The organism is Gracilimonas sediminicola (assembly GCF_024320785.1).
Lineage (GTDB): Bacteria > Bacteroidota > Rhodothermia > Balneolales > Balneolaceae > Gracilimonas > Gracilimonas sediminicola.
This window is the reverse complement of record NZ_JANDBC010000003.1, coordinates 1-25,329: the sequence shown is the minus strand read 5'-3', so window position 1 is coordinate 25,329 and position 25,329 is coordinate 1. Positions and strand designations below refer to the sequence as shown.

The window sequence follows — 25,329 nt, the reverse complement described above, 5'->3', positions numbered from 1 at the left end:
TTTGAATAAATTCATCAACAAACTTCAGATAGACCTGCTTAAAAGGCACCTGAGCCCTTTTCTGTTCTGTTTTTTCACCCTCTTGTTTTTGCTGTTGATGCAGTTCCTGATTCTGCATATCGACAAGCTGATTGGTAAGGATATTCCCTTGCTCATCATTATTGAGCTTATTATTACGAACCTGGCCTATATGGTTGTGCTGGCTGCTCCTATGGCTGTTCTTGTAGCCACGCTGATGGCTTTCGGCAAGTTTTCAGAGTTGAACGAGCTCACCGCGCTGCGGGCCTCGGGCATCAACCCCATGAAAATTATACGCCCGGTGTTAATTGCCTCTGTCCTTCTGTTTATCGGGCTGGCCTGGTTTTCAAATAATGTGTTACCGGAAGCGAATCAAAAAGCGCGCTCGTTGTTTATAGACATTCGCCTCAAAAAGCCCGGTTTCGATCTCAAACCCAACACGTTTTATGATGGCATCGAAGGATATACCTTTCTTGTTGAACGGATTGACAGCGAAACCGACAGTCTCTATGATATTACCTTATTCCAAAAGCCTGAAAACAATCGCGACCGCGCCTACATCGTTGCCGATAAGGGACTCCTTGTAAGCAAAGGAAAACAAGCCCTTACCCTTCATCTGATACATGGAACCAGTCTGAAGTTTCTTGCTACCGACCGCCGAAATGAGACCATGATAGAACGCAATCGGTTTGATAAACACATCATGACGCTGGACCTTTCCGACCTATCATTCATGCGCTCTGATCCTGAAGACCGCAACCGAAGCGACCGTACCATGAGTTCCAGGGCTATGATCGCCGTAGTTGATTCACTATTTACAGAGATTGAGGAGCAGAGGGCTAACATGAGTGAAAACACCATGGTTTACCCCGAGGATAAATACACCGGAAGAACCTCCTACTTCAACCCCAACAAAGTACTGCCAGACACCCTGGATTACATCACCTCCATTGAAAGCCCCTATTTGGCTACTAACATATTTCCTAAAGCAGAAATACAGCGCACCTTCGTGGAAGAATCCATTCGTCAGATGAAGGAATACCGGAATAAAGTGGAATCAATAAACGCTAATGTCGAGTGGCGTAAGAAGAGAATAGCCCGCTACCTGGTGGAGATTCACAAAAAATTATCCATTCCGTTTGCCTGTGTAGTGTTCATCCTTTTTGGCGCACCGGTTGGTATTATGACCAAACGTGGAAATTTTGGTTTTGCTGCCCTCATCAGTACCGTGGTTCTGACTTTTTACTGGGTTTCTTTGATACAGGGAGAAAAACTGGCCGATCGGCTTTTTATCACCCCCTTAGTAGGCATGTGGACGTTTAACGTGGTTCTTTCCTTAGTAGGAGCGTACCTTATCATTCACCTGACAACCGACATTCGAATTACCAAGCTGTTCCGAAACCGTGATTAAACATTTTGATAAATATATATTTCTGCGTCTGTTTGCCATCACGGCTTTTGTGCTGCTCATGCTGATCTTTATTTTCATAATGATCGACTTTTCCGAGAACAGCGATGACTTTGCAGATCAGGGAGCTCAGATGGCAGAAATATTCAGGAATTACTACCTGAATTATGTTCCCGAAATGACCCGCCTGGTTCTACCAGTAGCTGTTTTCGTGGCCTGCCTTTTTCTCACCGGACAGTTGTCGGACCGACTGGAGATAACCGCACTGAAAGCAGCCGGGGTTAGCCTGTACCGCCTGATTGTACCCTACATTGTTTTTGCAACCCTTTGTGCTGGTGGGATTAGCCTGTTGGACGCACACGTCATCCCTAAATCCAATGCTCAGCGGATTGCTTTTGAAGAACAATACCTGCAGGATAAATCCGAGAAAATTGACCGCAGTGATATTTACCGGCAGCCTTCACCCGATACCAAACTCCAGGTAAATTACTTCGATAAGAACCAGCAAATTGCCTATCGCATCCGGCTCATCCAGTTTAAAGATCAGCAAATCATAAAAAGTACACGTGCTAACCGGATGGAATGGGTGGATTCGACCCAAAGCTGGAGGCTGGAAAGCGGAACCGAACGGGTGTTCACGGATGTAGGATATGAAGAAGAAGATTTCATCAAGAAAGATACGGTGCTGAATGTGTTCCCGCGCGACCTGGCCCGCACTACTTCTGATGTTTATCAGCTGACCTATGAGGAAGCCCGGGATTACATTGCTTCCATTGAACGAAGCGGGGCAGGCGGCATTGAAATCCCGCAAGTACAATTTTATGGAAGGCTGGCCTACCCTTTTTCTATCATCGTGGTCATAATTGTTGGTTTTTCATTTGCCAGTGTTCGCCGGCGAGGTGGAAAGGGAGCTTATTTAGCAGCCGGGCTCACCATCAGTTTTCTATACCTGGCCTTCATGAAAATTATTGAGCCTTTCGGGTATTATGGAACACTTTCCCCTGAATTAGCCGCCACACTCCCACACATTTTCTTCTTCCTGGTAGGGATAGGTTTATTGATAGAAGCCAAAAAATAAGATCCTATTTCGTTCCGACGCAGAGCGTCAGAACGAGAACAAATAACCACATCATCGCTCCGACGCGGAGCGCCAGAGCGAGTAAAAAAAGCAACACTTCATCGTTCAATGTTCGGTGTTCCTTGTTCAAAGTTCCTACGCTTCCGGCTGCGGCCCCCGGTACATATGCATATCCACCTTCTCGTTGGAACTGATGGCGCCATGTTCCTGCTCGTAGCGAGCTACATTATCGTTAAGGGCATTGGCCAGTCGTTTGGCGTGATCCGGAGTCAGGATCATTCGCTTCACAACCCGGGCTTTGGGAACTCCGGGCATCACAGCGATAAAATCCAGAATAAACTCGGAGGGTGAATGCGTAATCATCACCAGGTTCGAATACGTACCCGTGGCCTCCTCTTCCTTCAATTCAATTTCCATTTTTCCGGGATTCATCGTCTGATCTTTCTTAGCCATACATTCCTTTTTTCTGACTTGTATTAGTTAACCGTAGATACAAAAATTATTCGTCTTCGTTCAGGAAACCCTGCTCTTTCATCCACTCATCATTATACACCTTACCAATATAACGGGTACCGCTGTCGGGCATAATGATGACCATAACATCATCCTTGCCCAATGGATGTTCTTCAATATAGTCCAGTGCGCCTTTTACGGCTGCTCCGCACGACCAGCCAATCAAAAGTCCCTCTTCGCGGGCAAGACGGCGGGTTACCAATGCAGAATCTTTGTCATTAACCTGAAGCACATCATCCACATACTCAAAATCGATGGTTCCGGGAATGATATCTTCCCCGATTCCCTCGGTCATGTAGGGCTTGATTTCATTCTTATCGAATTCACCGGTTTCGAAGTATTTCTTGTACACGGATCCCACACTGTCGATCCCAATCACTTTGATATCCGAGTTTTTCTCTTTCAGGAATTTCCCTGTTCCTGAAATCGTACCGCCCGTTCCCATCCCGGCTACATAATGGGTGATTTTGCCTTCCGTCTGCTCCCAAATTTCCGGGCCGGTTGTTTCATAGTGAGCAGCAAAATTACTCTTGTTATCATACTGGTTGGGATAGTATGAATTCTCGATCTCCTCACTGAGTCGTTGAGCAACAGAGTAATAACTGTCGGGGTGATCGGCTTCCACATTTGTGGGACAAACAATCACTTCAGCCCCCAAAGCCCTGAGTAAATCCACTTTCGATTTACTTTGCTTGTCGGTGGTGGTAAATATGCACTTATAACCCCGGGTAACGGCTACCAGGGCCAGTCCCATCCCGGTATTTCCTGAAGTGCCTTCAATAATGGTCCCACCGGGTTTAAGCAGCCCTTTTTCTTCCGCATCATCAATCATTTTGATCGCAATACGATCTTTAATGCTATGTCCCGGATTGAAATATTCTACTTTAGCTAACAGCGTGCCTTCTGAATTTCCGTTTACATGGTTCAGCTTAATAAGCGGGGTGTTGCCAACCGCTTCCAGTATGGAATTGTGATACATAAATTTCTTCGTGTTGATGTTTTCTTATCTAATTCTCAAAACTAAGAAATAATTCACCGAGAGTCTGAGATATATGACTGAAAATTTTATCCCACCGTAAATACAGCATATTCAATTTTAATCTATCCCCATTATGGCTTATTTTCCTGCAGAATTATTACAACCTATCCCAATTCATGTTTATACACCAACAAAAACCCAAAGACTTTGACTGCGGCTACAATTTAGATTTAATGATTGCTGCCCTTCCCCGAATAGAAGACACCGAAGAGCGCGTTACCTATGCCAAGCGTGTAGTTGGGCTCATTAAGCAAAGTCACCCAACCTGGGTTGATGATAACGGAAAAAGCGAAGCCGCCTGGAATCATTTCTTTAAGCTTGCCGAGTATGAGCCCACCGAGCACGGGATCTATAATCCCTACGCTACCGGCGAAGATGATGATGCGCAATAAACTTATTAAAGCGTACATTTCTTTTTGTCAGGCTTATCTTCACCCTGCTTTTTTGTGTCTCTGATCCATCCTATTTCATTGTATAAGAAAGACTCAACAAGTTCTAAAAAACAGGAACTAAAATTAGTTTAACATTGCTGTAATAATCCGTACTTTCAATTTAGATTGAAAACTAAACTACAGCTTATATATGGATTCACAGAATCCTGCCTTACAAGATGTGAAAGAATGCTTCAGGCAACAGGTGTCAAAGCTTGACCTCTTCGAGGCTATAGATTTTATTTCTGAAAACCGGAAGCAATATCAATATCTGTCCTTTTCGATTCAGATTCCTTCCGTAGATGCGCTCGCCGTTTTGGAGCAATATCCTGATAAAGATACTTTTCAATATTATTGGGAAAAGCCTTCGGCTGAGTTTTCTATTGCCGCGGCCGGTTCTTTGGCCCGTATTCAAACCACCGGTCAGCAGCGGTTCAGGAATGCTTCCGATTTGGGAAAAGAACTGCTGAATACCGTTCATCACATTACCAACCTTAAGCATCATTTGGCTTCTGTTCACCTGTTGGGTGGTTTTTCATTTTTTGATCACAACATCGGGAAGCAATGGAGAGAATTTGGAGCGGGTTCATTCAGTTTACCCGAATGGGTGTTGGTACGTGAAGGAAAATTCACTGTATTAACCGTAACCAAGAAAATTGAATCGACCGCTTCGGAGACCGATATCTATAACTCGTTTGTCGATACTTTTGACCGTCTTGACCGAATTTGTGACGCCGGCACCTACCATATCGAGTCGAAAAAAACTTTTACCTCTGAAATTAACACTCCTGATACCGATTCAGACGATTATCGCAAATGGGTGGATTCTGTTGAGAACGCCACCGACCTGATTAAATCCGGGGAGTTTAAGAAAATTGTGCTCGCACGTGAGCTGAATGTCAATCTAAGAGAACCGGTATCCGACACCCGCTTGCTCAATCACCTGCGAAACCAGTATCCGGACTGCTACTCCTTTTTAATCAGTCAGAATGGGGAGTCCAGCTTTATAGGAAGCACCCCGGAACGGCTGGCCTCTTTTCACGACCGGGAAGTACTCACCGAGGGACTGGCCGGTAGTATCTCACGGGGCAAAACTGCTTCTGAAGATGCGGTACTTGAATACGAACTTCTGCACAGCCAAAAAGATCTCAGCGAACATGCATTTGTACTGGACGCTATTGAAGAGAACCTGCAGCGCTTTTCGGATGTCTTCGAACACCCGATAACTCCGGGAGTGAAAAAGCTTTCCAATGTACAGCACCTTTACACGCCGGTTCATGCCCGCATTAAAGAAGGCGTTTCAAGAACGGAAGTTCTATCCCGCCTCCATCCCACCCCGGCTGTTGGCGGATACCCGCGGGAAACAGCGATGCCTTACATCAGCAAGCTCGAACATTTTGACCGTGGATGGTACGCTGCTCCGGTTGGCTGGATTAATGCAAACGGCGAGGGAGAGTTTGTGGTGGCAATCCGCAGCGGATTAATTAAATCTAATGAGGTGAGATTTTTTGCAGGATGTGGTATTGTTGAGGACTCAAACCCTCAAAAAGAATGGGATGAAACCAATCTCAAGTTCATCCCCATGCTAACTGCGTTGGAACATGCAAGAAAATGAACCGCAAAATGCTGCCTTCTACTGGAGCACTACATTCGTACGCTCCCTGTTTGAAGAAGGCATTGAACACGTTGTAATATCTCCGGGCTCCCGCTCCACGGCTTTAACCCTTGCTTTTGCCGCTCATTCCGGATTCAAAAAGCATGTAGCTATTGATGAGCGTTCTGCCGCTTTTACCGCCCTTGGTATTGGTAAATACACCGGGAATCCGGCCTTTTTAGTTTGTACATCCGGTACAGCTGCCGCCAATTATTATCCGGCTGTGATTGAAGCTGCTCAGTCCGGTATTCCTATGATTATTTTGAGTGCCGACCGCCCCCCTCATTATCGCGGATTGGGAGCCTCACAAACCATAGATCAGTTGAAGCTGTTTGGCAACTACCCCGTCTTTTTTCATGAGGTTGGAGAACCGGATACTCATCAAAGAAGTTTAAACCGCCTGAAGCTGGCTGCATCACAGGCCGTTCAGCAATCAGTGCAAAAAGAAGGGGTTGCCCATTTAAACTTCCCGTTTACAAAACCTTTTGAGCCGGACCAGAAATACCTTCGGCAGGTTGAATTTGAGAATGAAAAGCAATCGCGCAGGCCGTCACCTAAATACAGCCGGGAAGATGGCGAAATCGAAATGGGAGAAACTTTTTGGTCGGATCTTATCTCTGCCGAACGCCCGCTGATTGTGGTTGGTCCTACCAATAAATCGGATCGGTTACAGTTTATCACTCCGCTTGCACGCGCCCTGGATGCCCCCATTTTAGCAGAACCCGGTTCACAGGTGCCTACTTCAAGGCATACCATTCAGGGATTTGATGGATTCCTTAAAAATGAAACCAACCGGGAAGAGTTAAACGCCGATTTAATCCTTCGTTTTGGTGCTCAACCCGTCAGTAAGGGGGTCAACGAGTTCCTTGACAAACACTCCGAAGCGATGCAAATCTGCTTTATGGGGCCCAACCGATGGGTAGATGGAAGCTTATCCTCCGACAAGCAGGTTACGCTCAAAGGTCCGTTGAAAATTCCGGAAGTGACCGGTGCTGCAGATAAAGAATGGATGAAAAAGTGGCGCAAAATTGAAAAGGATTTCAAAACATTTCGGGAGCAGCAACTCCACCCTTCCGCCCCCATCACGGATGGTTATGTGTTTTCTAAAGTGATGGAAAATATCCCAAAAAAGGCTTTCACTATGCTTTCCAACTCTTTCCCGGTCCGGGATATGTCTTTATTTGGGGAATTTGACGGGAAGGATATTTACGTAAACCGGGGCGCTGCCGGCATTGATGGCATTACTTCCACGGCATTAGGAATAAGTATCGCATCTGAGAAACCGGGCGTTCTGTTTGTAGGTGATATTTCCTTTTTGCATGATACCAATGGCTTATTGATGGCTAAAAAAATCAAACACCCGCTCGTAATCGTTTTATTGAACAACGGCGGGGGTACCATCTTCCGGATGCTTCCGGTTCATCAGATTATGAGTAAGTACACCTCATATTTTGAAACCCCTCAAACCGCGAAAGTTGCCGCGCTGTGCCGGGCTCATAATATTGATCATACCCTCGTTTCGAGACCGGAGCAAATTATTGCTACCTTTGAGCGGCTGATTCAACGAAATGGCGTTCATGTCATGGAATGCATGACCGGAGCCGATGAGTCGATGGAACAGCGACACGCACTTTGGAATTTCGATATTAAAAAAGACACATGAATATTCGCGTAAGAGGCATCTCTTATCACATTGATATTCAACAGGAACTTGCAACACTGCCCAACCTTATACTCCTTCACGGTTTTATGGGAAGCGGAAAGCAGTTTGATCACCTGATTCCTGAACTCAAGAAATTCTGCAATCCCATTACCATTGACCTGCTGGGACACGGAAAAACCGAAGGCGCTGAACTCCACTACCGCTTTTCCACCAAAGAACAGGTCGCCGATCTCACCAAACTAATCAGTGAGCAGTTACAGATTCCCCTTTTTCTATACGGGTATAGCATGGGTGGACGATTAGCCATTCAGCTTGCCCTCCACCGCCCCGATTTGTATAAAGGGTTGATTCTCGAAAGCAGCACCTTTGGCATTGAGGGAGAAACCGAGCAACAAGCCCGGCAGTCTCTGGATGCCCGCCGCTCGGATGCCATCACCGGAAATTTTGAAGGGTTCCTGGAAGACTGGGCAAAGATGCCGCTGTTTAATTCAGCAAATCCGGCTCCTGAACTGATTGATAAGATGAACGAGATTCAACAAAACCAAAACCCGTTTTGGCTGGCCAACAGTTTGCAGGGGTTCGGAACCGGCACCATGCCTTGTGTTAGAAACCGGCTGGGTGAAATTCCTATTCCCGTACAGTTACTGGTCGGTGAAAAGGATTCGAAATTTCTGCACATCAACCGGCAGATGGAGAAAGAGCTCCGTGAACCGGAATTAGCGGTTGTGAAAGACGCCGGCCACCGCGTACATTTAGATCAGCCTGAACAGCTGATAGCTCAACTTAAAAATTTCATTCAAAACCATCGTTAGTCATGAACTGGCAAACCGTCAAAGAATACGAAGACATCACCTATAAGAAATTGAATGGCGTGGCGAGAATCGCATTTAACCGGCCGGAAATCCGGAATGCATTTCGTCCTAAAACGGTGTTTGAGCTGTATGAGGCTTTAAGTGATGCCAAAGAGGATAATGATATTGGTGTTGTACTGTTGAGCGGTGAAGGGCCTTCTCCCAAAGACGGCAAATGGGCATTCTGCTCAGGTGGAGATCAAAATGTGCGTTCCAAAACCGGGTATAAAGCCGATGATGGCATTGCACGACTCAATATACTGGAAGTGCAGCGACTCATCCGGTTCATGCCCAAAGTAGTGATTGCCGTGGTTCCCGGCTGGGCTGTGGGTGGCGGACACAGCCTGCATGTAGTTTGCGACCTTACCCTGGCTAGTAAAGAACACGCTATCTTCAAACAAACGGATGCCGATGTTGCCAGCTTTGACGGCGGATTCGGTTCTGCCCTGCTTGCCCGACAGGTAGGACAAAAACGTGCCCGGGAAATTTTCTTCCTTGGTGCCAACTATTCTGCTCAGGAAGCTTTTGAAATGGGAATGGTGAATCGCGTAGTTCCTCATGAAGAACTTGAAGAAACAGCTTATGAATGGGCACAGGAAATACTGGCTAAAAGTCCGACAGCCATCAAGATGATCAAGTTTGCCTTTAATGCGATTGATGACGGCATGGTGGGTCAGCAGGTATTTGCCGGAGAAGCCACTCGCCTTGCTTATATGACCGACGAAGCCGAAGAAGGTCGCAATGCCTTCCTCGAGAAACGTAAGCCCAACTGGGACAAATTTGACCGTTCACCTTCATAAGAGTTGCCACGAAAGCTCTAAACCACAAAGCATTTTAGTGAAACAATATCAGCTTGCAATCTCTTGTTGATATTCTCAATACTCAGACAAAGCTTTTGGGGTGTATAGCTAAAGATGGGAATTCAGTGAGAATCTTCTGGTCAAATGTTAGCAGTGGCACTCCTGCATCGTCTGCCAGTGCAATGAATTCACAATCATAAGCTGAGCAGGTGGAATCTTTTACAAAACTGAGTACCTGTGTTGAGTTTACCTGAAATTCATTCGATGTCATTAAGGCTTCAGCCTGCTCCATGATTTGCAGAATGGTTGGGAGATCAAAGATTTCTTTTCTGAAATACAGTGCCAGAACATTCCGGAATTCCGGTTTCCACAGAACGGGTGCAATCCATTCCGGATCCTTTTCCATCACCTGATCAGCTATTTCTTCCATCCCGTTAGGCAAACACAAACTGGCTAGTACATTGGTATCAGCTACTATCACGGGCGGCCTTCTTCAATGGCAAGCTGTACCTCTTTCAAAGACAATGAACCTTTGGCTTTTTCTCTGAGTTTTTTTGCCTGTTCAATAATGTGGCGGGAATCAACCGGCGTACTTTGAACTGCTTTTTTCAGGTTTACTATTACTTCACTGTTAATGCTGCGATGATTTAACTCCGCTTTCTTCCTGATGCTTTCGTACACATCATCCGGAATCCCTTTAATGGTAATATTTGTAGGCATTTCAGTAGTTTCATTTTGGTTTCATTATGAAACTAATAAAATTCACCTTTATTGCAAAGCTGCCATATTCGTTGTCTTCTTAGCTTTCATTTACAACTAATTATGTTAGATTCTCTGCATCACCAGAGAAAAGTATGGAACTTCAAATTATACCCGATGCAAATAAAACACGATACCGCTGAAACCAAAGGCTCCTTTTACATAGAACGAGAAGGTAAACGAGTTGCCGAAATGACCTACTCCAAAGCCGGACCTGAACGTATTATCATTGATCATACCGAGGTAGCCGATGAAGCGCGCGGTGAAGGATTAGGAAAGAAACTGGTTTATCAAGCTGTGGAATTTGCCCGGGAAAATAACCTGAAGATATTACCGCTGTGTCCTTTTGCACGCTCTGTTTTTAGCAAGAATCCTGAGATCAGGGATGTGACTTAACCAATTTTCATTCATGCCGGATAGCATCCACAGGGGTCAAATTAGCTGCTTTCCAGGCAGGATAAGTTCCAAAAACCATCCCCACAATAATAGCTACGATTAAAACTACCCCTACCGTATCTACGCTAAGAGCCGCCTGAAATCCAAAGTCGGTAAATCGGTTTATCAGTTCGACCAGCCCGAATACTCCGAGAACTCCTACCACCCATCCGATGATGCACCCCACGATGGAAATGGTCACTGACTCCGAAATAAACTGCATCACGATATCTTTCTTTCGGGCCCCCGTGGCTTTTCGGATTCCGATTTCCCTGGTCCGTTCGGTTACAGAAATGAGCAGTACGTTCATAATTCCAATCCCGCCAACCAGTACGGAAATGCCGGTAATCGCTCCCATCACCAGTTTAAAAACCAGTATGCCCTGACTTAACTGCTCCACCCTTCCCTCATACGTAAATACCGAAAAGGCCTCTGTACCTTCTGTATAGTTTTGATCCAGCCAGGCTTCAACTTCCGCTCTCATTTGGGGAATATCTTCCACTTTCCGGCTTTTGAATACCAGGTTGGCGGGATTACTCCCTTTCACTACCGGCCGGTATGTACTCATGGGAATCATCACCTGAGCGCCTCGTGACTCTTCTTCCAAAATCCCAATGATTTCAAAGGTTGTTCCTTCAAAGGTGATGGTTTCTCCAATCAAAAGTTCGCTATCCGGTGACCATTTTCGAGCCAAAGGTGCGGTAAGTACAGCTTTCCGGGCGGCACTCTCTACTTCAGCACGATTGAAATATCTCCCATTGATTTCAGATTCAGTGAAATGAGGAACGTTATCTAAGGTGGCCTGAATATAAATTGCCAACGAAGAGTCCTGTAGCGTAGCCAGGCGGGAGCTTTGAGCAAGCAGTTCGGTGTACCCCCATTCACTTACTATTTCTTCAATCGCTCGTGCCTCTGCAATTCCAAATTCATAAACGGTATCTCTGGGAACCCTCACATCATTTACAAGATCTACTGTTCTGGGGGTTACCGACATCATTTGTACTGAGGTTGTAGTCTCGATTTGCTCCCGGCCCGTTTGCTCCAATCCGTCACCAAGGGCAAGTATGGCTACTAAAGAAGCCACCCCGATAATGATTCCAAGCGTGGATAAAAAGGTGTGTAAGGGATTGGCTTTGATATTCTGAAGGGCAATGGAAACCGATTTTATAATCTGCTGCATAAAGTATGGGATGTGGATTCAGATGGATTTACGCCGGCATTCTTCCATTGTTTCACCTTCATAAAAAACAAAAGCCCCGCACACAATAGTACACGGGGCTTAATTAATAAGTGAGTCTTGCTGCCGGTTACATCGAATCAAACCCTCCGGCACCTGCCGACATCATTGCCCCAAAGAAAATGAATGCGAACACCAGGTAGAGTACAAATCCTGTCGCAAATATGATCAGTGTTGCTTTAGCCCAATTCTTTTTATTTGGATTGGTGCTGTCACTAAATGCCCAAACTAACAGCATAATAAACCCGATAACCGGAATGAATGAAATTAAAACCGAAATAACCCAGTCTTTAAGACTCATTACCGGTGCTGTTTCCCCTTGGATATTTTCCATAGTAGTCTCCGTTAATTAATGGTAGTCGGGGAATATGTAGAAAACGGATGTTTCTTACAAGTAGATGAGCATCAACCGCTAAGCCTGATTATTTAATCTCTATTGCCATGGTTGATCTTTCAGAATTGATGCTGAAGTGAGCATCTTTCCAGGAAGCCGGACCAAAACGTCCCCGGGCATTATTCGAAAAGCCGTAAGCTTCTTTGGGGATACCGAGTAAGTTGGAGTCGAGCTCACCGTTCTCGTTTTTATCATGATATACGGCAATGGCGTATTCTCCAAAATACAGGCTGTCCTGCGACCAGGTAATTGTTTCATCATCAACAGATAGCACCACGGCGTAGAGTGGATTTTCTTTCTTATTATACTCCTTCTCCGAATCAAAAAGGGCAATCCTGATCTCCCCCTCAACTCTATCGATACCCTCAATTTTCAGTTCAAAGGTGGACATTCTTCGCTCGTCTTCCGGATAGGATATTTCCTGGGCCCAAAGCGTGAATGAAGTAAGTAAAAAAGCACTAAGAAACAGGAAGTGTTTCATCGTTGGTAAAACAGGTTTGTAGATGAAAATTATTGGGAGTGATGAATTTATGAAACCTAAATAAACTAAAATAGTTTCATTCCGTTGGGCACTTTTTTGTCCGGAACGGCAAGTACCACATCGCCATTTTCATCCGGGAAACCGGTTACCAGGCATTCAGACATAAACGGTCCAATCTGCTTTGGTGGAAAGTTTACGACCGCAATCACCTGTTTTCCCTTCAATTCTTTAAGGCCATACTGCTTCGTTATTTGGGCCGATGATCTACGTATACCGATCTCCTCTCCAAAATCTACCGTCAGTTTATAAGCCGGTTTTCGGGCTTCAGGGAATGCCTCAGCTTCGACAACAGTACCCGTTCGTAATTCTACTTTTTCAAAGTCTGCCCAGCTAATTTCTTTCATAACTACTTGATCAGCGTCATAGGTTTGACTTCGGTAAAGTACTCGGTTTGTAATTTCAGATAATAAATTCCGCTCGGTAAGAGTGAGGCATCAAAAGTAACATGGAAGCTTCCCCGGTTCTGAACTTCATTCACCAAAAGTGATACTTCTTTACCCAAAGCACTGTAAACGGCAAGCTTAACTGTACTTCTTTTTGGCAAGATGTACTGAATTTGAGTGGTCGGATTAAACGGGTTCGGGTAGTTTTGATATAAGTGATACTGATCCGGATAGTCTGCAAAAGGTTCTGTAACAGATGTAGAAACACCGGTGTTGAATGTTCCGGTTTCAGACCAGTCTCCCGTGCCTACCGAATTTTTTGCTCGTACTCTCCAGTAAAAATTTTCCCCTTCCGAAAGATCCCCCACCAGCAGTTCTCTGTCAGTAGGTTGGTATGAATTCACTATCTCCGAAAATTCATTGTCCATGGCAAGCTCCAGCTCATATTCATCCGCATCGGCCAACGGAAGCCAACGCAAAATCACTTCATTTCCGGTTATCTCGGTATCATTCTGCGGGTTTTGAAGGTGAACCTGAATCGGCCTGGTGTTTCCATCACTTACCGTAAACTGATGAGTATAGACCTCATTCAGGAATGAAACCCTGAATTCCCAAACCCCTTCTTCGGCCATCACGGGTAAATCATTTTGCCAATACCAATATGAGGCGGAGTAATGAGGGATTTCAGAAAGGGCATGACTCCAATTCCATAGCGTTTGCCCCGATGGACGGTTCACGGAATAAAAAGCCGTTTGCCCTTCCAGCTGATCCCGATAGTAAATAGCATTAATAATTTGGTCACCTTTCAAAAAGGCATCTTTAAAATTTGGGATACCCGGCGTAGGGCATTGATTAAAGACAGGCGCCGAACCATGAGTCCTAAGGGCATTCAGGCCGGAATCATAATAGTCCCGCTGATCATGCCAAAGGCTTTCATCTATAGAATTACAAGCTCCTTCAAATGGATCTACAATAGCGCCATTTTCATCATGAAGTTCAAAGTGAAGATGCGGACCGGTTGAGTTCCCGGAACTACCTACAATGCCGAGGTACTCCCCTTCTGTAACATTATCTCCTACATTTTTTTCGGTTGTAGAGTTTGTTTTAAGGTGTCCGTACCAGGCCACCGAACCATCGGAATGTCGAACATAAACCGCATTCCACTGCGTGTTGTTGAAAGAACAACTCTGATCCTGATTGCCATCAATCTTTTGAATAATCACTCCGGGGGCGGCTGCAACCACGGCTACATCATCATTCTGAACTTTATTCCACGCAAAAGGCCAGGTAAAAAAATCGGTACCGGCATGATTGTATCCGCTTTCCAGATCATAGCTCCGTGAACCACAGGTATAATCTGTTATTTGATTGGGGAAGGAGTTATTTAAATCCACAAAATTGGAAACCCCGTGGTAATCGAAATCAAATAAATGATCTTGCCCGCGCAGCGGCCAGCCCAATTTAATATCGATGGTTTTGGCAGTAGAAATTCTGCCCATAGCTTTGAGGCTGTCTATATTCTGTTGCAGCTGCTCGGTCATACTTGACCGCATTTCTTCAGTCATATGATCAGTGGGCGGTTGATAAAGGCCGCCGCCGTCCGGCATTCTGTCCTGGGCGTTTATAAATGGATTGGCAAGAACCAGAAAGGCGATAAACAGTAAAAGTGATTTCATAGGAACTCATTATGTTGGTAAAAGAAAGAAAGCCCTTCTTTCCTTTCAGAAAGTAGGGCTTTTTTAAGGTTTCATCAGTATAAAACTAAGCTTACTTGATAAGCGTCATCGAACGTACCTGTTGGTGTTGCCCTGATACCAGTTTGTAGTAGTAGATCCCACTTGGAAACCCGGATGCATTGAAGCCCGCTACATACTCACCGGCTACCTGATTGGCATTAACCAATGTAGCCACACGTTCGCCCAACACATTGTACACTTCCAGCAATACTTTGCCGGGAGCCGATATCTCGTAGGCTATTTGTGTAGTGGGGTTGAACGGGTTCGGGTAGTTTTGGGAAAGTTTAAAGGTGGAGATATCGTCATTTACCTCATCAATAGAAGTAACCATTCCGTACTCATACAATGTCCGGCTTTCGTCATCCCAGTTCATTCCGTCAAAAGAATAGGTTGCCAGGTCTTCTGCAATCTTCCCGTTTTCGTAGGTAAAGGTGTTTCTGTATTCAGCCATCCACTCCCCTTCGCTTTCATAGAAGTATTCTTCTTCTACTTCGATAACAAGTTGCCCGTCATAAGCCAGGGTAGTTCTTGAATACGGTATCCAAACATCATCACCCTCATAGTATTCATCGTTATACATCTCCACGAAAAAGAACTCATTGAATACATTGGTTAAATACTCATCAAAATCTATACCTGAATAGATGTACCTGTCGGTGTACTCGGTTTCATAGTACACTTCAACAAAGGCATCTTCCCGGTTTACGAAATAACCGGTTAGTTCAGGCTGACCTCCTTCACTAAAGACGGTGCTGTATATTTGGATCGAGTCGTCGGTAACGTATTCGAGCTCGATTTTTTCTGAATAAGATGCCCCTTCATAAGTTTCACTGAAGGTAGCCGAGTCCAGTCTTCCGGCTGAGTAATGAAATACTTCAGAAAACACATCTCCCCCGAACTCAAAAGAATAACTCAACGGATATCCCTCTTCTGAAAATGTAAATATATAAGCGCCATCACCAACCCAGCCTTCACCGTCGTAAATCTGCCAGTTTTGGGTAATGGTCAGCCGGTCGGTGCTGTACGAATAGGTAATTCGGTATGCATCCATCCAGCCTTCTTCTGAAGCCCATTGCATGGTGCTCCTTCCGATATCATTATCAGTTTTAAATCTCGCATTCAGTACATCTGATGGTAATAAAGGTTTATCTGAATGCTTGAATAGCAGTGCAGATTTCTTTGATTTACGGCCGTCATCTACCGATGATTGAGCCTGTAGTTCTACGCCGGAAGTCAGGAAAAGCACGACTAAACCGGCTACAATGGTATTTATAGTTCTGTCAAACATATACCCCTCTTGTATTTGGTTGTTATATGACATTAAGCTGTCATAAATCGAATATGATTGAAAAAAGGGAAATATAAAATTAGAAAAAAAGCCCTGCCTCCTTTCGGAAACAGGGCTGAGTAGAATTAAATATTGGAGAGCTTTACTTAATAAAGAGCATCTCGCGGTACACCGGAAGCGGCCAGTAGTCATCAGCCACATATCGCTCTAAAAAGTCGATGGCATCCCGAATATCTTTCATAATCGGAAGCACATCCGTTTCCACTTTCCTGGCGTGATCGGAAGTATCTTTGTAAGACAGTTTGCCCTGAACTTCAGCCAGCTTCTCAAGAGCAGTGTTCAGCCTGTTCAGCCCGTCATTCACTTTATTAAGCATATTGAGAGACCCTGAATGATCTAATCCCAGCGCTTTTGTTTGATCCACAGCTTTGCTGAGTTCCCCAATATACCGAACCACAGCAGGATAAATCATCGTTTTGGCTATGGATTCAATGGTATCCACCTCAATAGTGCGGGTGGTGATGTACTGCTCCGTCCAGATCTCTTTTCGGGAAAGCATCTCTTTCTTGTTCAATACTTTATATTTTTTGAACAGAGAAATGTTCTCTTTTTCCGTGAGATAGGGCAAAGCATCCGGTGTGGTTTTCAAATTAAGCAAACCACGTTCTTTTGCTTCATCCTGCCATTCATCTGAATATCCGTCTCCATTGAAAATAACAGCTTTGCATTCCTTCAGACGGTTGCTCAATACCTTAGCAAGAGCTTTTTCAATAGAATCCCCTTTCTTGGCTTTATTCAGATCTTCAGTCATATCTTCTATGGCTTCGGCAACAATGGTATTTAAAACCACAATGGGGAAGGAAGGTGACTGATTGGAGCCCAAGGCACGGAATTCAAATTTATTTCCGGTGAAAGCAAAAGGAGAAGTTCGGTTACGATCGCCGGCATGCTTCGGCAGGTGTGGAAGAACCGGACTTCCAAGTCCCAGCAAACCGCCTTGCTTCGAGCTCTTGGCACCACCACTGATCAGCTGCTCAACAATATCATTCAGCTGGTCGCCAATAAAGGAAGAAATGATTGCCGGCGGGGCCTCATTGGCACCCAACCTATGGTCATTTCCGGCATGGGCAACCGAAATTCGCAACAGATCCTGGTGACGATATACGCCCAGCAGCACGGCCGTGAAGAAGAACAAGAACTTCATGTTTTCGTGCGGACTTTCTCCCGGCTCCAGTAGGTTATCCCCTTCTGCTGTTGAAAGCGACCAGTTTAAGTGCTTACCGCTTCCGTTCAGCCCGTCAAACGGTTTTTCGTGAAGCAGACACTCAAGCCCGTATTTCTTGGCTACTTTTTTGAGCACCATCATGGTGAGCTGTTGGTGATCGGCTGCAACGTTAGACATTTCAAAAATCGGGGCCAGCTCATATTGACTCGGAGCTACTTCGTTATGACGGGTTTTAACCGGAATGCCCAGCTTGTATAATTCCTTCTCGGCCTCCAGCATAAACGAAAGCACACGCTCGGGAATAGAGCCGAAGTAATGATCATCCAATTCTTGTCCGCGCGGCGGTTTAGCGCCCACCAGGGTACGGCCGGAAGTCAAAATATCAGGGCGGCGGTACACGAATTCCTGATCTATTAAAAAATACTCCTGCTCACATCCAACAGTAGAGTTCACCTTTTTGGACTCGATGCCGAATAACTTCAATGCTGCTTTTGCGGCTTTATTCAGTGCATCACTGGAGCGAAGCAGAGGGGTCTTATGATCCAGCGCCTCTCCCTTCCAGGAAGCAAAGGCGGTTGGGATACACAAATAGGTTCCATTTTGATTTTCTATTAAAAAAGCCGGAGATGTTGGATCCCAGGCTGTGTAACCGCGTGCTTCGAAAGTGGGGCGTAAACCACCGCTCGGAAAGCTGGAGGCATCCGGCTCCCCCTGAATCAAATCCTTTCCGGAGAATACTGCCATGGCGCCTCCACCCTGGTTAGGCGTAATAAAACTGTCATGCTTTTCAGCAGTTGATCCGGTTAACGGCTGAAACCAGTGGGTAAAGTGGGTAGCGCCTTTTTCGGTAGCCCAGTCTTTCATGGCCAAAGCAACGGCATCGGCAACATCAATATTCAGAGACTCCCCTTCATCAATTGTTTTCTGAAGATCTTTCCAGGCTGCTTTGGGAAGGCGTTCTTCCAGCTTGTCGAGAGTCAGCGTATTCTCCCCGAAAATTTCAGGGATATCCATCGTTGAGTTTTTGGCTTTCCCGGGCTTGAAGTTCCGGGCGGCGGCTAAGTTATCGTAGCGTTGTGCGACTTTGGTCATGATTGTTAAAATAATTTTGTTATTAAGTAAAAATGACGACCAAATATAAAGCTACCTATTAATTATACGCAAATAATTAAGTCATTTCTTTTTTAACAATTAATAAAAGTAACTATTTTTTATTCTCAACTTAATTATTTTACTTAGAAGCGCTTCCAGCCGGAGTTTGGCTTAATATATTTTTCCAGAAAATGAATTGACTTCACTTTTTAAGCCCCTGTCAAAAGTTGTATCTTCATCGAATAAGTTATCCACAATAAATCACCGAATTTTTCCCGTTGAAAGAATCAAAATTTGCTCTTTGGGTTGAAGCCGCCCGCCCACAAACCCTTGCTGCTGCGCTTGTTCCCGTTTTAGTTGGAGCCTCCCTCGCCTGGCAGTCTCACTCCCTGAACTGGGTCAATACATCGGTCGCCCTGATCTGTGCATTCCTTATACAAATAGGTACCAATTTCGCCAACGACTACTTCGACTTTGTGAAAGGCTCCGACACGGACGAACGCATAGGCTTCCGGCGGGCAACGGCGGCCGGACTGATTTCTGCTGATGCCATGAAAAAAGCTACCATCCTCACTATGGGACTGGCTTTTGTACTCGGACTCTACCTGGTTTGGGCTGCCGGGTGGGTGGTCTTAGCGATCGGAGTTCTATCCCTGATTTTTGGAATTCTTTACACGGGTGGACCTTTCCCTCTGGGTTATAATGGGCTGGGGGATATTTTTGTGTTTATCTTTTTCGGGATTGTAGCGGTTATGACTACTTATTATGTGAATGCCCTTGAATGGTCGGGAGCTTCTTTCTGGGCATCCCTTGCCGTGGGTGGACTTTGTGTGAACATCCTGGTCGTCAACAATCTCAGGGATGTTGAGCAAGACCGGAAATCCGGGAAGCGTACCATCGGTGTTCTGTTTGGGGAAATTACCCTGAAATTTGAGTACCTGATGATGATTGCGCTGGCCTTTGCCATCCCACCTCATTTTTATGTGCAACTGGGTTATAATTTGTGGATTATGTTGCCTTACCTAAGCCTGCCGTTAGCGGGATATTACACCTACAGAATTTGGACAGAACAAGACAAAACCCAACTAAACCCCATGCTTGAACGAACGGCCCAATACATGGTTATTTTTGGTGTTTTGCTATCCATCGGCATACTGATGAATTAATGCTGAAGTACTACACATACCGCCTTCCCTTCAAGCAACCATTCCGGACAGCCGGGTCTGAGTTTTCGCACCGGGAAGGTATTATCCTGGTTTATAAGGAAGACGGTATTGAAGCTTACGGTGAAATTGCTCCTCTCCCCGGCTTTTCAGAGGAATCTTTGGAGCAGATTAAGGAAGTCCTTAAAATTAATCATGAACATCTGCAGGAAAGCATCCGTACAGGCGAAGGTAAACAAACTCTGACTGTATTGGATCAAATTCACCGCTTCCCTTCCCTCAGCTTTGGGATTGATGCTCTTTTGCACGACCTGGAAGCAAAGAAAGCCAATAAACCGTTGGGCCGTTTTCTTTTTCCTGATTTTCCGGAGTCTGTAAAAGCAAATGCCACCCTCTCCATACAAGAACCCGCACAGGTAATCAGCAAAGCAAAGGATTTAACAGAGCAGGGTTTCACCACCTTGAAGGTAAAAGTAGGTAAGAACTTTAATGCTGAACTTAAATTATTGCAGGATCTCCGACACCAATTTCCGGACCTGGCAATCAGGATTGATGCCAACCAAAGCTGGACCAAAGACGAAGCCATACAGAATCTGAAGGCGTTGGATTCGTTGAATATTGAGTATTGTGAACAACCGGTTCACAAAGATAAATTTTCAGATATGGCGGCTGTTCAGGAAGCTATAAAAACTCCCGTTGCTGCAGACGAATCTTTACGGAACAAAAAGGATGCCACTGAACTATCAGAGCTTAAGGCCGGCCGCCTGTTTATTGTAAAACCTATGCTATTGGGTACATTCGATACTATTTTCGTAACAAAACGTACGGCAGATACTCATAATATAGAAGTGGTGGTTACAACTATGCTCGAATCAGCAGTGGGAAGAGCAATGACATCCATCCTTGCAGCGGGTTTGGGAAATCAAAAACGGGCACATGGATTGGCGACCGGAAGTTTGTTGGACAATGACATCAGTTCGGATGAATGGATGAACAATCCCGTCATTCGGTTCCCGGAAAAAGCCGGGCTGGGAATTTCACTGGATATGGAAGGATTAAAAAAGTTATTTTAAGTATATGTTTAAGTCACGGTTACATATGTTTGAGTTTAAGAAAAAGGAAGCGCCGCACGTGTTTCTGTCTTCTCAGCATGGCATGTACACCTACAGTGATTTAGAACGCTTCACCGCTTTCTTCAAAGATTTGGTTGAAGAAAAAGCCGATTCGCTCAAATGGCCCGTTGCTTTTCTATCTGAGTCGAGCGATATGCTGATATTCGGAATTGCCGCCTGCTGGAAGCTGGGCATCCCCTTCATTCCCATCAATCCCAAGGTTAAAGACGATGAACTGAAGGAATACCTCGAAGCGCTGAAACCCGTACTCGTTTTTACCGATACGGGAAACCGGCGGCGACTTGGAGACGACCACGTGGTTAAGATGGACGAGAATTTTTTCCTGAATGCTTTCACGCATGATGTCCGAAATATTGATCTTCCCGAACCGGATTCCATTAAAGACTCCCAGATCTTTGGTTACTTTTTTACTTCAGGTACTACCAGCAAGCCCAAGGTAGTTCCCCTTAAACGCCGGCAGATTATAAGCGCTGCTGAAGCTTCTGCACAAAATTTTAAACCCGACCCCAATCATTTTTGGCTGCTGTGTCTTCCCCTGAATCACATTGGAGGCATTTCCATCATTCTTCGTTCGGTTATTTATGATACAGCTATTTATCGCCTGGGTGAATTTCATGAGGAAATGGTGAAGGAATTCCTGGGCGAGAATAAACGCTTTCAGGCCGCTTCCCTGGTTCCCACTATGTTAAAGCGCCTGCTGGATGATCCGCTGTTCAAAACCCACCGGGAATTTAAATCTATTTTGTTGGGTGGCGGACCCATTTCAGAAACCCTGCTGAAAAAATCGGCCGAGCGAGGCATTCCTATTGTATCCAGTTACGGGATGACGGAAACCTGCGCCCAAATTATAGCCAATCCCCTGCTTGCTCCCTCAGGCATGTACACGCCGCTCAAGAGCGTAGGCAAGCCCTTCCCGCCAAATGAAATGCAGATCCGGGATGACAACGGAAAAGTACTCGGTAAAAATCAGTCGGGCGCCCTGTGGCTGAAAGGCCCGCAGGTTTTTGACGGGTATTACGACAGCAACGAAAACGAAAACCGCTTTGATGACGACGGCTGGTTTAACACCGGCGACTATGGCCACATGAACGGCTTCGGGCACCTGTTCATTGAATCGCGCCGAAGCGACCTGATTATTACCGGCGGCGAAAACGTGAACCCTGCCGAAGTGGAAGAAGCCATGCGTAAGCTCTCCACCATTGATGAAGCCGTGGTGATCGGACTGCCGGATGAAGAATGGGGCCAAAAAGTAACGGCTGTAGTTACACTGAAAAACGGCAAAACTCCCGAGCTGGAAGAAATCCGGGAAGAATTAAAATCTCACCTTACCGATTTCAAAATTCCCAAAGAGCTAAAGATCGTTAAAGACTTTCCTAAAACCGGCACCGGCAAAGTGAAGCGCTGGGAGCTGGTTAAGCAGTTTGGGTGAGGACCTCACTCTTTCCGTTCCCCGTCATTTCTGCCCCTACCCTGTCATTCCTGCGCAGCCCGGAATCCGGGTATTTGATAAGCGAATGATCGAACGACCGATTTTCGATGGGCGATTTATAAAATATCCACGGGGCTTTTGATGTAGTTGCCGCCTTTGTTGATGACGTGCGCCCCGTTAGAAATTAATCCGCTCCAAAATATATTTTTAGCCTGTTTCTGATATATCTCTTGCCCATTCCTGATTTTAAATATTTTTCTCTGGCTATGGCATCATCCCCTCACACAATTCATTTCAAAGTCGTCATGCTGAATTTATTTCAGGATCTTGAATTGCGAATGATCGAGTGACCGATTTTCGATGGGCGATTTATATAAGATCTACAGGGCTTTTGATGTAGTTGCCACCTTTATTGATCACGTGCGCCCCGTTATAAATTAATCCGCTCCAAAATATCTCTTGAGCCTATTTCTGATATATCTTTTGCCCATACCTGATTTTAAATACTTTTCTCTGGCTTTGGCATCATCCCCTCACGCAATTCATTTCAAAGTCGTCATGCTGAATTTATTTCAGGATCTTGAATTGCGAATGATCGAGTGACCGATTTTCGATGGACGATTTATATAAGATCTACAGGGCTTTTGATGTAGCTGCCGCCTTTATTTATTACATGGGTGTAAACCATGGTCGTCTTCAGGTTTTTGTGGCCCAGCAGTTCCTGTACGGTGCGGATGTCGTAGCCGTTTTGAAGGAGATGCGTTGCAAAGGAGTGGCGAAATGTATGACAACTCGCTTTCTTATTAATTTGGGCTTTATGGAATGCTTCTTTAACTGCTTTCTGAATTGTTGAGCCGGAAATATGGTATCGCTGCCATTTACCGCTCCGCGGATCTTTTGCCCTGGTTTTAGAAGGAAATATATATTGCCAACCCAATTCGGTTTCTGCATTAGGGTATTTTCGTCTTAATGCTTTTGGCAGTACCACGCTTCCATATCCCTTATTTAGATCTTTGGCGTGTAAGTTTCTCACTTTCTGAATATGGGTCTTCAGTAAAGGCTGCAATCTTTCCGGTAATATGGTCACCCGATCACGAAGTCCCTTACTATTTCTGACATTGATCTGTTGATACTCAAAATCAAGATCGTGAACTCTAAGCCTGAGTGCCTCAGAAATCCTGAATCCGGAGCCGTAGAGTAACTGCACAACTAACTTTTTTACTCCCGATAGGTGTTGCAGTACCCTTGCTACTTCATTTTTTGAAAGTACCACAGGAAGGCGTTTTGGTTTCTTTGCTCTTTTCAGATCATCCAGTGTTCCGAAAGGTTGTTCGAGTATATGCTCGTATAGAAAAACAAGAGCGCACAAGGCCTGGTTTTGGGTGGAGGCTGCTACATTTATATCGTTGGCCAGGTAATTCAGATAATCCACGATCTCGGATTTAGCCAATTTGCCCGGATGCCTGAAATCATGAAACTTTACGAACCTCCTGATCCAATTGGTATAAGCGTTTTCTGTTTTGTAGCTGTAATTCCTGCGTCTTATTTCGGTACGGACTTGCTCTAAAAGTTTTGGTTTTTTCATGAGATACTCTTACTTGCCTTTTTAAGTAAGAGCGGTTTCAAAGCCATTCCTTACAGATTTTATCAGGAAATATTATCCGGAATTTTTTGAGGATATAATTCCTGATAACATACTTCAATTGATATCAGGGACTTATAATTAACACATTTGTCATTTTATAAAGAATTTTTGCACATTCCCTCATTCCAAATAATTATATGTTATACGTTTTACATTAAATCCTAAATATGTCCAAGGTTGATATTTTAAATAAGTTTGGTGAGCCAGACTTGAAAATGAATCGATTCAAGTTATGGGTTCATGGAAGACAGTTTCCTAAATCAGATGATTTTTGGGATGGAAATTGGTTAAATATATCGGCCTATTGTGGAGAAAGTGGAGCAAGCGTTTACACAGATGGTGCAATAGTACATCTTACTGAAATAGAAAAATGGTTAACAGTTTGCCAAGACTTGAATCAAAAGCTTAGTGGAGTTGCAGAATTAAAATTCCTTGAACCAAATTTAGTATTTGAAATAAGATTGCATAAAGGAAGTGGCACTTTAAAAATATATATCACTCCTGATCATTTGAATCAAGATCATTGGTTCACCTTCGATATTGACCAATCATATCTGTCCTCTATCATATTAGATTGCAAAGAGATTTTGAAAAAGTACCCTGTAAAAAATGAAGAAAACGTATAACAAGCGCATCAACTGGGACGCGGACATGCTGTTGGTTATCAGAATTGCTTGTTTATAAATTTTAATCGTTAATTAACTCATAATCTCCGCGCCCGTTATGCGCTGGGTCGTTATAGAACCTTCAAAAATCATCTATTCGTGAAGTAGCCGGAAACATCTAAACTGCACAGCAGCTCAACTTCTTCACGTCTTTGTCGAAAGTGAGTGCAGCAAGCTTAATCCCTTCGGAAAGAGTCAGGTAGGGATGAAATTCCGACTTAAGTGACTGAATGGTTATCCCGTGACGAATCGCCAGAGCCAGTTCCATCAAAAGTTCCGAGCCCTCCGGTGCCAAAATACGAGCTCCAATCAAGTGGTCATTATCTTTGTTTCGGATCAACTTGATAAAACCACGTGTATCTCTCGCAGCAATGGATCGGGGTACATTGTCCAGCGTAAGTTTCGTTGCTTGATAGTTAAGTCCAGCTTCTTCCGCTTGCTGTTCATCCATGCCCACACCGGCCACCTGTGGATCAGTGAAAATAACCCACGGTAAGACTGAAAAATCGGCTTTTCCATGACTATCTCTCATTGCATTTTCAGCCGCAATTTTACCTTCATAGGCCGCCGTATAAACGAACTGCCGTTCGCCCAGTACATCGCCGGCGGCAAAGATGTTGGACGTCTTGGTTCGCATGGTTTCATCAACGGGAATGTAATTTCGTCCTTTGGTGTCAATTCCATTAGATTTAAGATTCAGGTTCTCTGTATTTCCCTGCCTGCCGGTGGCAACTAATATCTGATCGGCT

25 protein-coding genes are annotated in these 25,329 nt (G+C 44.8%); 12 read left to right on the top strand and 13 right to left on the bottom strand.

Annotated features, from left to right (window positions below; all coding sequences use genetic code 11):
• Position 1: 1 nt before the first annotated feature.
• Positions 2–1,429 (top strand): LptF/LptG family permease, encoded by a 1,428-nt coding sequence (locus NM125_RS13090; RefSeq protein WP_255135402.1) that lies wholly within the window; start codon positions 2–4, stop codon positions 1,427–1,429.
• Positions 1,422–2,504 (top strand): LptF/LptG family permease, encoded by a 1,083-nt coding sequence (locus NM125_RS13085; RefSeq protein ID WP_255135401.1) that lies wholly within the window; start codon positions 1,422–1,424, stop codon positions 2,502–2,504. The genes NM125_RS13090 and NM125_RS13085 overlap by 8 nt, the downstream gene beginning before the upstream one ends.
• 135 nt (positions 2,505–2,639) lie before the next feature.
• Here the strand turns inward: NM125_RS13085 and NM125_RS13080 are convergent, their stop codons facing one another.
• A complete protein-coding gene (locus NM125_RS13080; RefSeq protein WP_255135400.1) occupies positions 2,640–2,957 on the bottom strand; it encodes a DUF3467 domain-containing protein in 318 nt (105 codons plus the stop codon).
• Between the two features lie 46 nt (positions 2,958–3,003).
• Positions 3,004–3,996 (bottom strand): PLP-dependent cysteine synthase family protein, encoded by a 993-nt coding sequence (locus NM125_RS13075; protein ID WP_255135399.1) that lies wholly within the window; start codon positions 3,994–3,996, stop codon positions 3,004–3,006.
• A 176-nt stretch (positions 3,997–4,172) separates the two neighbouring features.
• Here NM125_RS13075 and NM125_RS13070 point away from each other — a divergent pair, with 176 nt between their 5' ends.
• The 5 genes from NM125_RS13070 (at position 4,173) to NM125_RS13050 (ending at position 9,455) form a co-directional block, all read left to right on the top strand.
• Positions 4,173–4,448 carry a DUF4290 domain-containing protein gene (locus tag NM125_RS13070; protein WP_255135398.1) on the top strand — a complete coding sequence of 92 codons (276 nt, stop codon included), beginning with the start codon at positions 4,173–4,175 and terminating at the stop codon, positions 4,446–4,448.
• Between the two features lie 190 nt (positions 4,449–4,638).
• Positions 4,639–6,102, top strand: coding sequence for an isochorismate synthase (locus NM125_RS13065; RefSeq protein WP_255135397.1), 1,464 nt, complete (start codon positions 4,639–4,641; stop codon positions 6,100–6,102).
• Positions 6,089–7,804 (top strand): 2-succinyl-5-enolpyruvyl-6-hydroxy-3-cyclohexene-1-carboxylic-acid synthase, encoded by a 1,716-nt coding sequence (gene menD / locus NM125_RS13060; RefSeq protein ID WP_255135396.1) that lies wholly within the window; start codon positions 6,089–6,091, stop codon positions 7,802–7,804. Before NM125_RS13065 ends, menD begins: the two co-directional genes overlap by 14 nt.
• Positions 7,801–8,616, top strand: a complete 816-nt coding sequence (menH, locus tag NM125_RS13055) for a 2-succinyl-6-hydroxy-2,4-cyclohexadiene-1-carboxylate synthase (RefSeq protein WP_255135395.1) — start codon at positions 7,801–7,803, stop codon at positions 8,614–8,616. Before menD ends, menH begins: the two co-directional genes overlap by 4 nt.
• A 2-nt stretch (positions 8,617–8,618) precedes the next feature.
• The gene (locus NM125_RS13050; RefSeq protein ID WP_255135394.1) at positions 8,619–9,455 is read left to right on the top strand and encodes a 1,4-dihydroxy-2-naphthoyl-CoA synthase; all 837 of its coding nucleotides are present in this window, start codon (positions 8,619–8,621) and stop codon (positions 9,453–9,455) included.
• A gap of 82 nt (positions 9,456–9,537) precedes the next feature.
• On the opposite strand, the gene NM125_RS13045 is transcribed toward NM125_RS13050, so the two are convergent.
• Both NM125_RS13045 and NM125_RS13040 read right to left on the bottom strand, forming a co-directional pair.
• Positions 9,538–9,936 carry a type II toxin-antitoxin system VapC family toxin gene (locus tag NM125_RS13045; protein WP_255135393.1) on the bottom strand — a complete coding sequence of 133 codons (399 nt, stop codon included), beginning with the start codon at positions 9,934–9,936 and terminating at the stop codon, positions 9,538–9,540.
• Positions 9,933–10,175 (bottom strand): FitA-like ribbon-helix-helix domain-containing protein, encoded by a 243-nt coding sequence (locus tag NM125_RS13040; protein ID WP_255135392.1) that lies wholly within the window; start codon positions 10,173–10,175, stop codon positions 9,933–9,935. The genes NM125_RS13045 and NM125_RS13040 overlap by 4 nt, the downstream gene beginning before the upstream one ends.
• 102 nt (positions 10,176–10,277) lie before the next feature.
• Here NM125_RS13040 and NM125_RS13035 point away from each other — a divergent pair, with 102 nt between their 5' ends.
• Positions 10,278–10,610, top strand: coding sequence for a GNAT family N-acetyltransferase (locus NM125_RS13035; protein WP_255135391.1), 333 nt, complete (start codon positions 10,278–10,280; stop codon positions 10,608–10,610).
• A gap of 7 nt (positions 10,611–10,617) precedes the next feature.
• Here NM125_RS13035 and NM125_RS13030 read toward each other — a convergent pair whose 3' ends face one another.
• The 7 genes from NM125_RS13030 to NM125_RS13000 form a co-directional block, all read right to left on the bottom strand.
• Complete coding sequence (locus NM125_RS13030; protein WP_255135390.1) at positions 10,618–11,829, bottom strand: ABC transporter permease; 1,212 nt, start codon at positions 11,827–11,829, stop codon at positions 10,618–10,620.
• Positions 11,830–11,956: 127 nt separating this feature from the next.
• On the bottom strand, positions 11,957–12,220 hold the full coding sequence (locus NM125_RS13025) for a hypothetical protein (RefSeq protein WP_255135389.1): 264 nt from the start codon (positions 12,218–12,220) through the stop codon (positions 11,957–11,959).
• A gap of 88 nt (positions 12,221–12,308) precedes the next feature.
• A complete protein-coding gene (locus tag NM125_RS13020) occupies positions 12,309–12,761 on the bottom strand; it encodes a DUF2141 domain-containing protein (RefSeq protein WP_255135388.1) in 453 nt (150 codons plus the stop codon).
• 65 nt (positions 12,762–12,826) lie between these two features.
• Positions 12,827–13,165, bottom strand: coding sequence for a tRNA-binding protein (locus NM125_RS13015; RefSeq protein WP_255135387.1), 339 nt, complete (start codon positions 13,163–13,165; stop codon positions 12,827–12,829).
• Between the two features lie 2 nt (positions 13,166–13,167).
• Positions 13,168–14,880, bottom strand: coding sequence for a peptidoglycan DD-metalloendopeptidase family protein (locus NM125_RS13010; protein WP_255135386.1), 1,713 nt, complete (start codon positions 14,878–14,880; stop codon positions 13,168–13,170).
• 91 nt (positions 14,881–14,971) lie between these two features.
• On the bottom strand, positions 14,972–16,228 hold the full coding sequence (locus NM125_RS13005; protein WP_255135385.1) for a T9SS type A sorting domain-containing protein: 1,257 nt from the start codon (positions 16,226–16,228) through the stop codon (positions 14,972–14,974).
• 142 nt (positions 16,229–16,370) lie between these two features.
• Positions 16,371–18,545: a glutamine synthetase III family protein gene (locus NM125_RS13000; RefSeq protein ID WP_255135384.1), complete on the bottom strand. Its 2,175-nt coding sequence runs from the start codon at positions 18,543–18,545 to the stop codon at positions 16,371–16,373.
• 278 nt (positions 18,546–18,823) lie between these two features.
• Between NM125_RS13000 and NM125_RS12995 the strand changes: the two genes are divergently transcribed.
• Genes NM125_RS12995 through NM125_RS12985 form a run of 3 tightly spaced genes read left to right on the top strand, consistent with a single transcriptional unit; the run spans position 18,824 to position 22,270 of the window.
• A complete protein-coding gene (locus NM125_RS12995) occupies positions 18,824–19,711 on the top strand; it encodes a 1,4-dihydroxy-2-naphthoate polyprenyltransferase (RefSeq protein WP_255135383.1) in 888 nt (295 codons plus the stop codon).
• A complete protein-coding gene (gene menC / locus NM125_RS12990) occupies positions 19,711–20,781 on the top strand; it encodes an o-succinylbenzoate synthase (RefSeq protein ID WP_255135382.1) in 1,071 nt (356 codons plus the stop codon). Before NM125_RS12995 ends, menC begins: the two co-directional genes overlap by 1 nt.
• A gap of 4 nt (positions 20,782–20,785) precedes the next feature.
• Positions 20,786–22,270 (top strand): class I adenylate-forming enzyme family protein, encoded by a 1,485-nt coding sequence (locus NM125_RS12985; protein ID WP_255135381.1) that lies wholly within the window; start codon positions 20,786–20,788, stop codon positions 22,268–22,270.
• Between the two features lie 622 nt (positions 22,271–22,892).
• Here NM125_RS12985 and NM125_RS12980 read toward each other — a convergent pair.
• Positions 22,893–23,855 carry an integron integrase gene (locus tag NM125_RS12980; RefSeq protein ID WP_255135380.1) on the bottom strand — a complete coding sequence of 321 codons (963 nt, stop codon included), beginning with the start codon at positions 23,853–23,855 and terminating at the stop codon, positions 22,893–22,895.
• Between the two features lie 227 nt (positions 23,856–24,082).
• Here NM125_RS12980 and NM125_RS12975 point away from each other — a divergent pair, with 227 nt between their 5' ends.
• Positions 24,083–24,541 (top strand): WapI family immunity protein, encoded by a 459-nt coding sequence (locus tag NM125_RS12975; RefSeq protein ID WP_255135378.1) that lies wholly within the window; start codon positions 24,083–24,085, stop codon positions 24,539–24,541.
• A gap of 157 nt (positions 24,542–24,698) precedes the next feature.
• Here the strand turns inward: NM125_RS12975 and NM125_RS12970 are convergent.
• The coding region (locus NM125_RS12970) for an FAD-dependent oxidoreductase (protein ID WP_255135377.1) at positions 24,699–25,329 on the bottom strand (631 nt) is incomplete at its 5' end.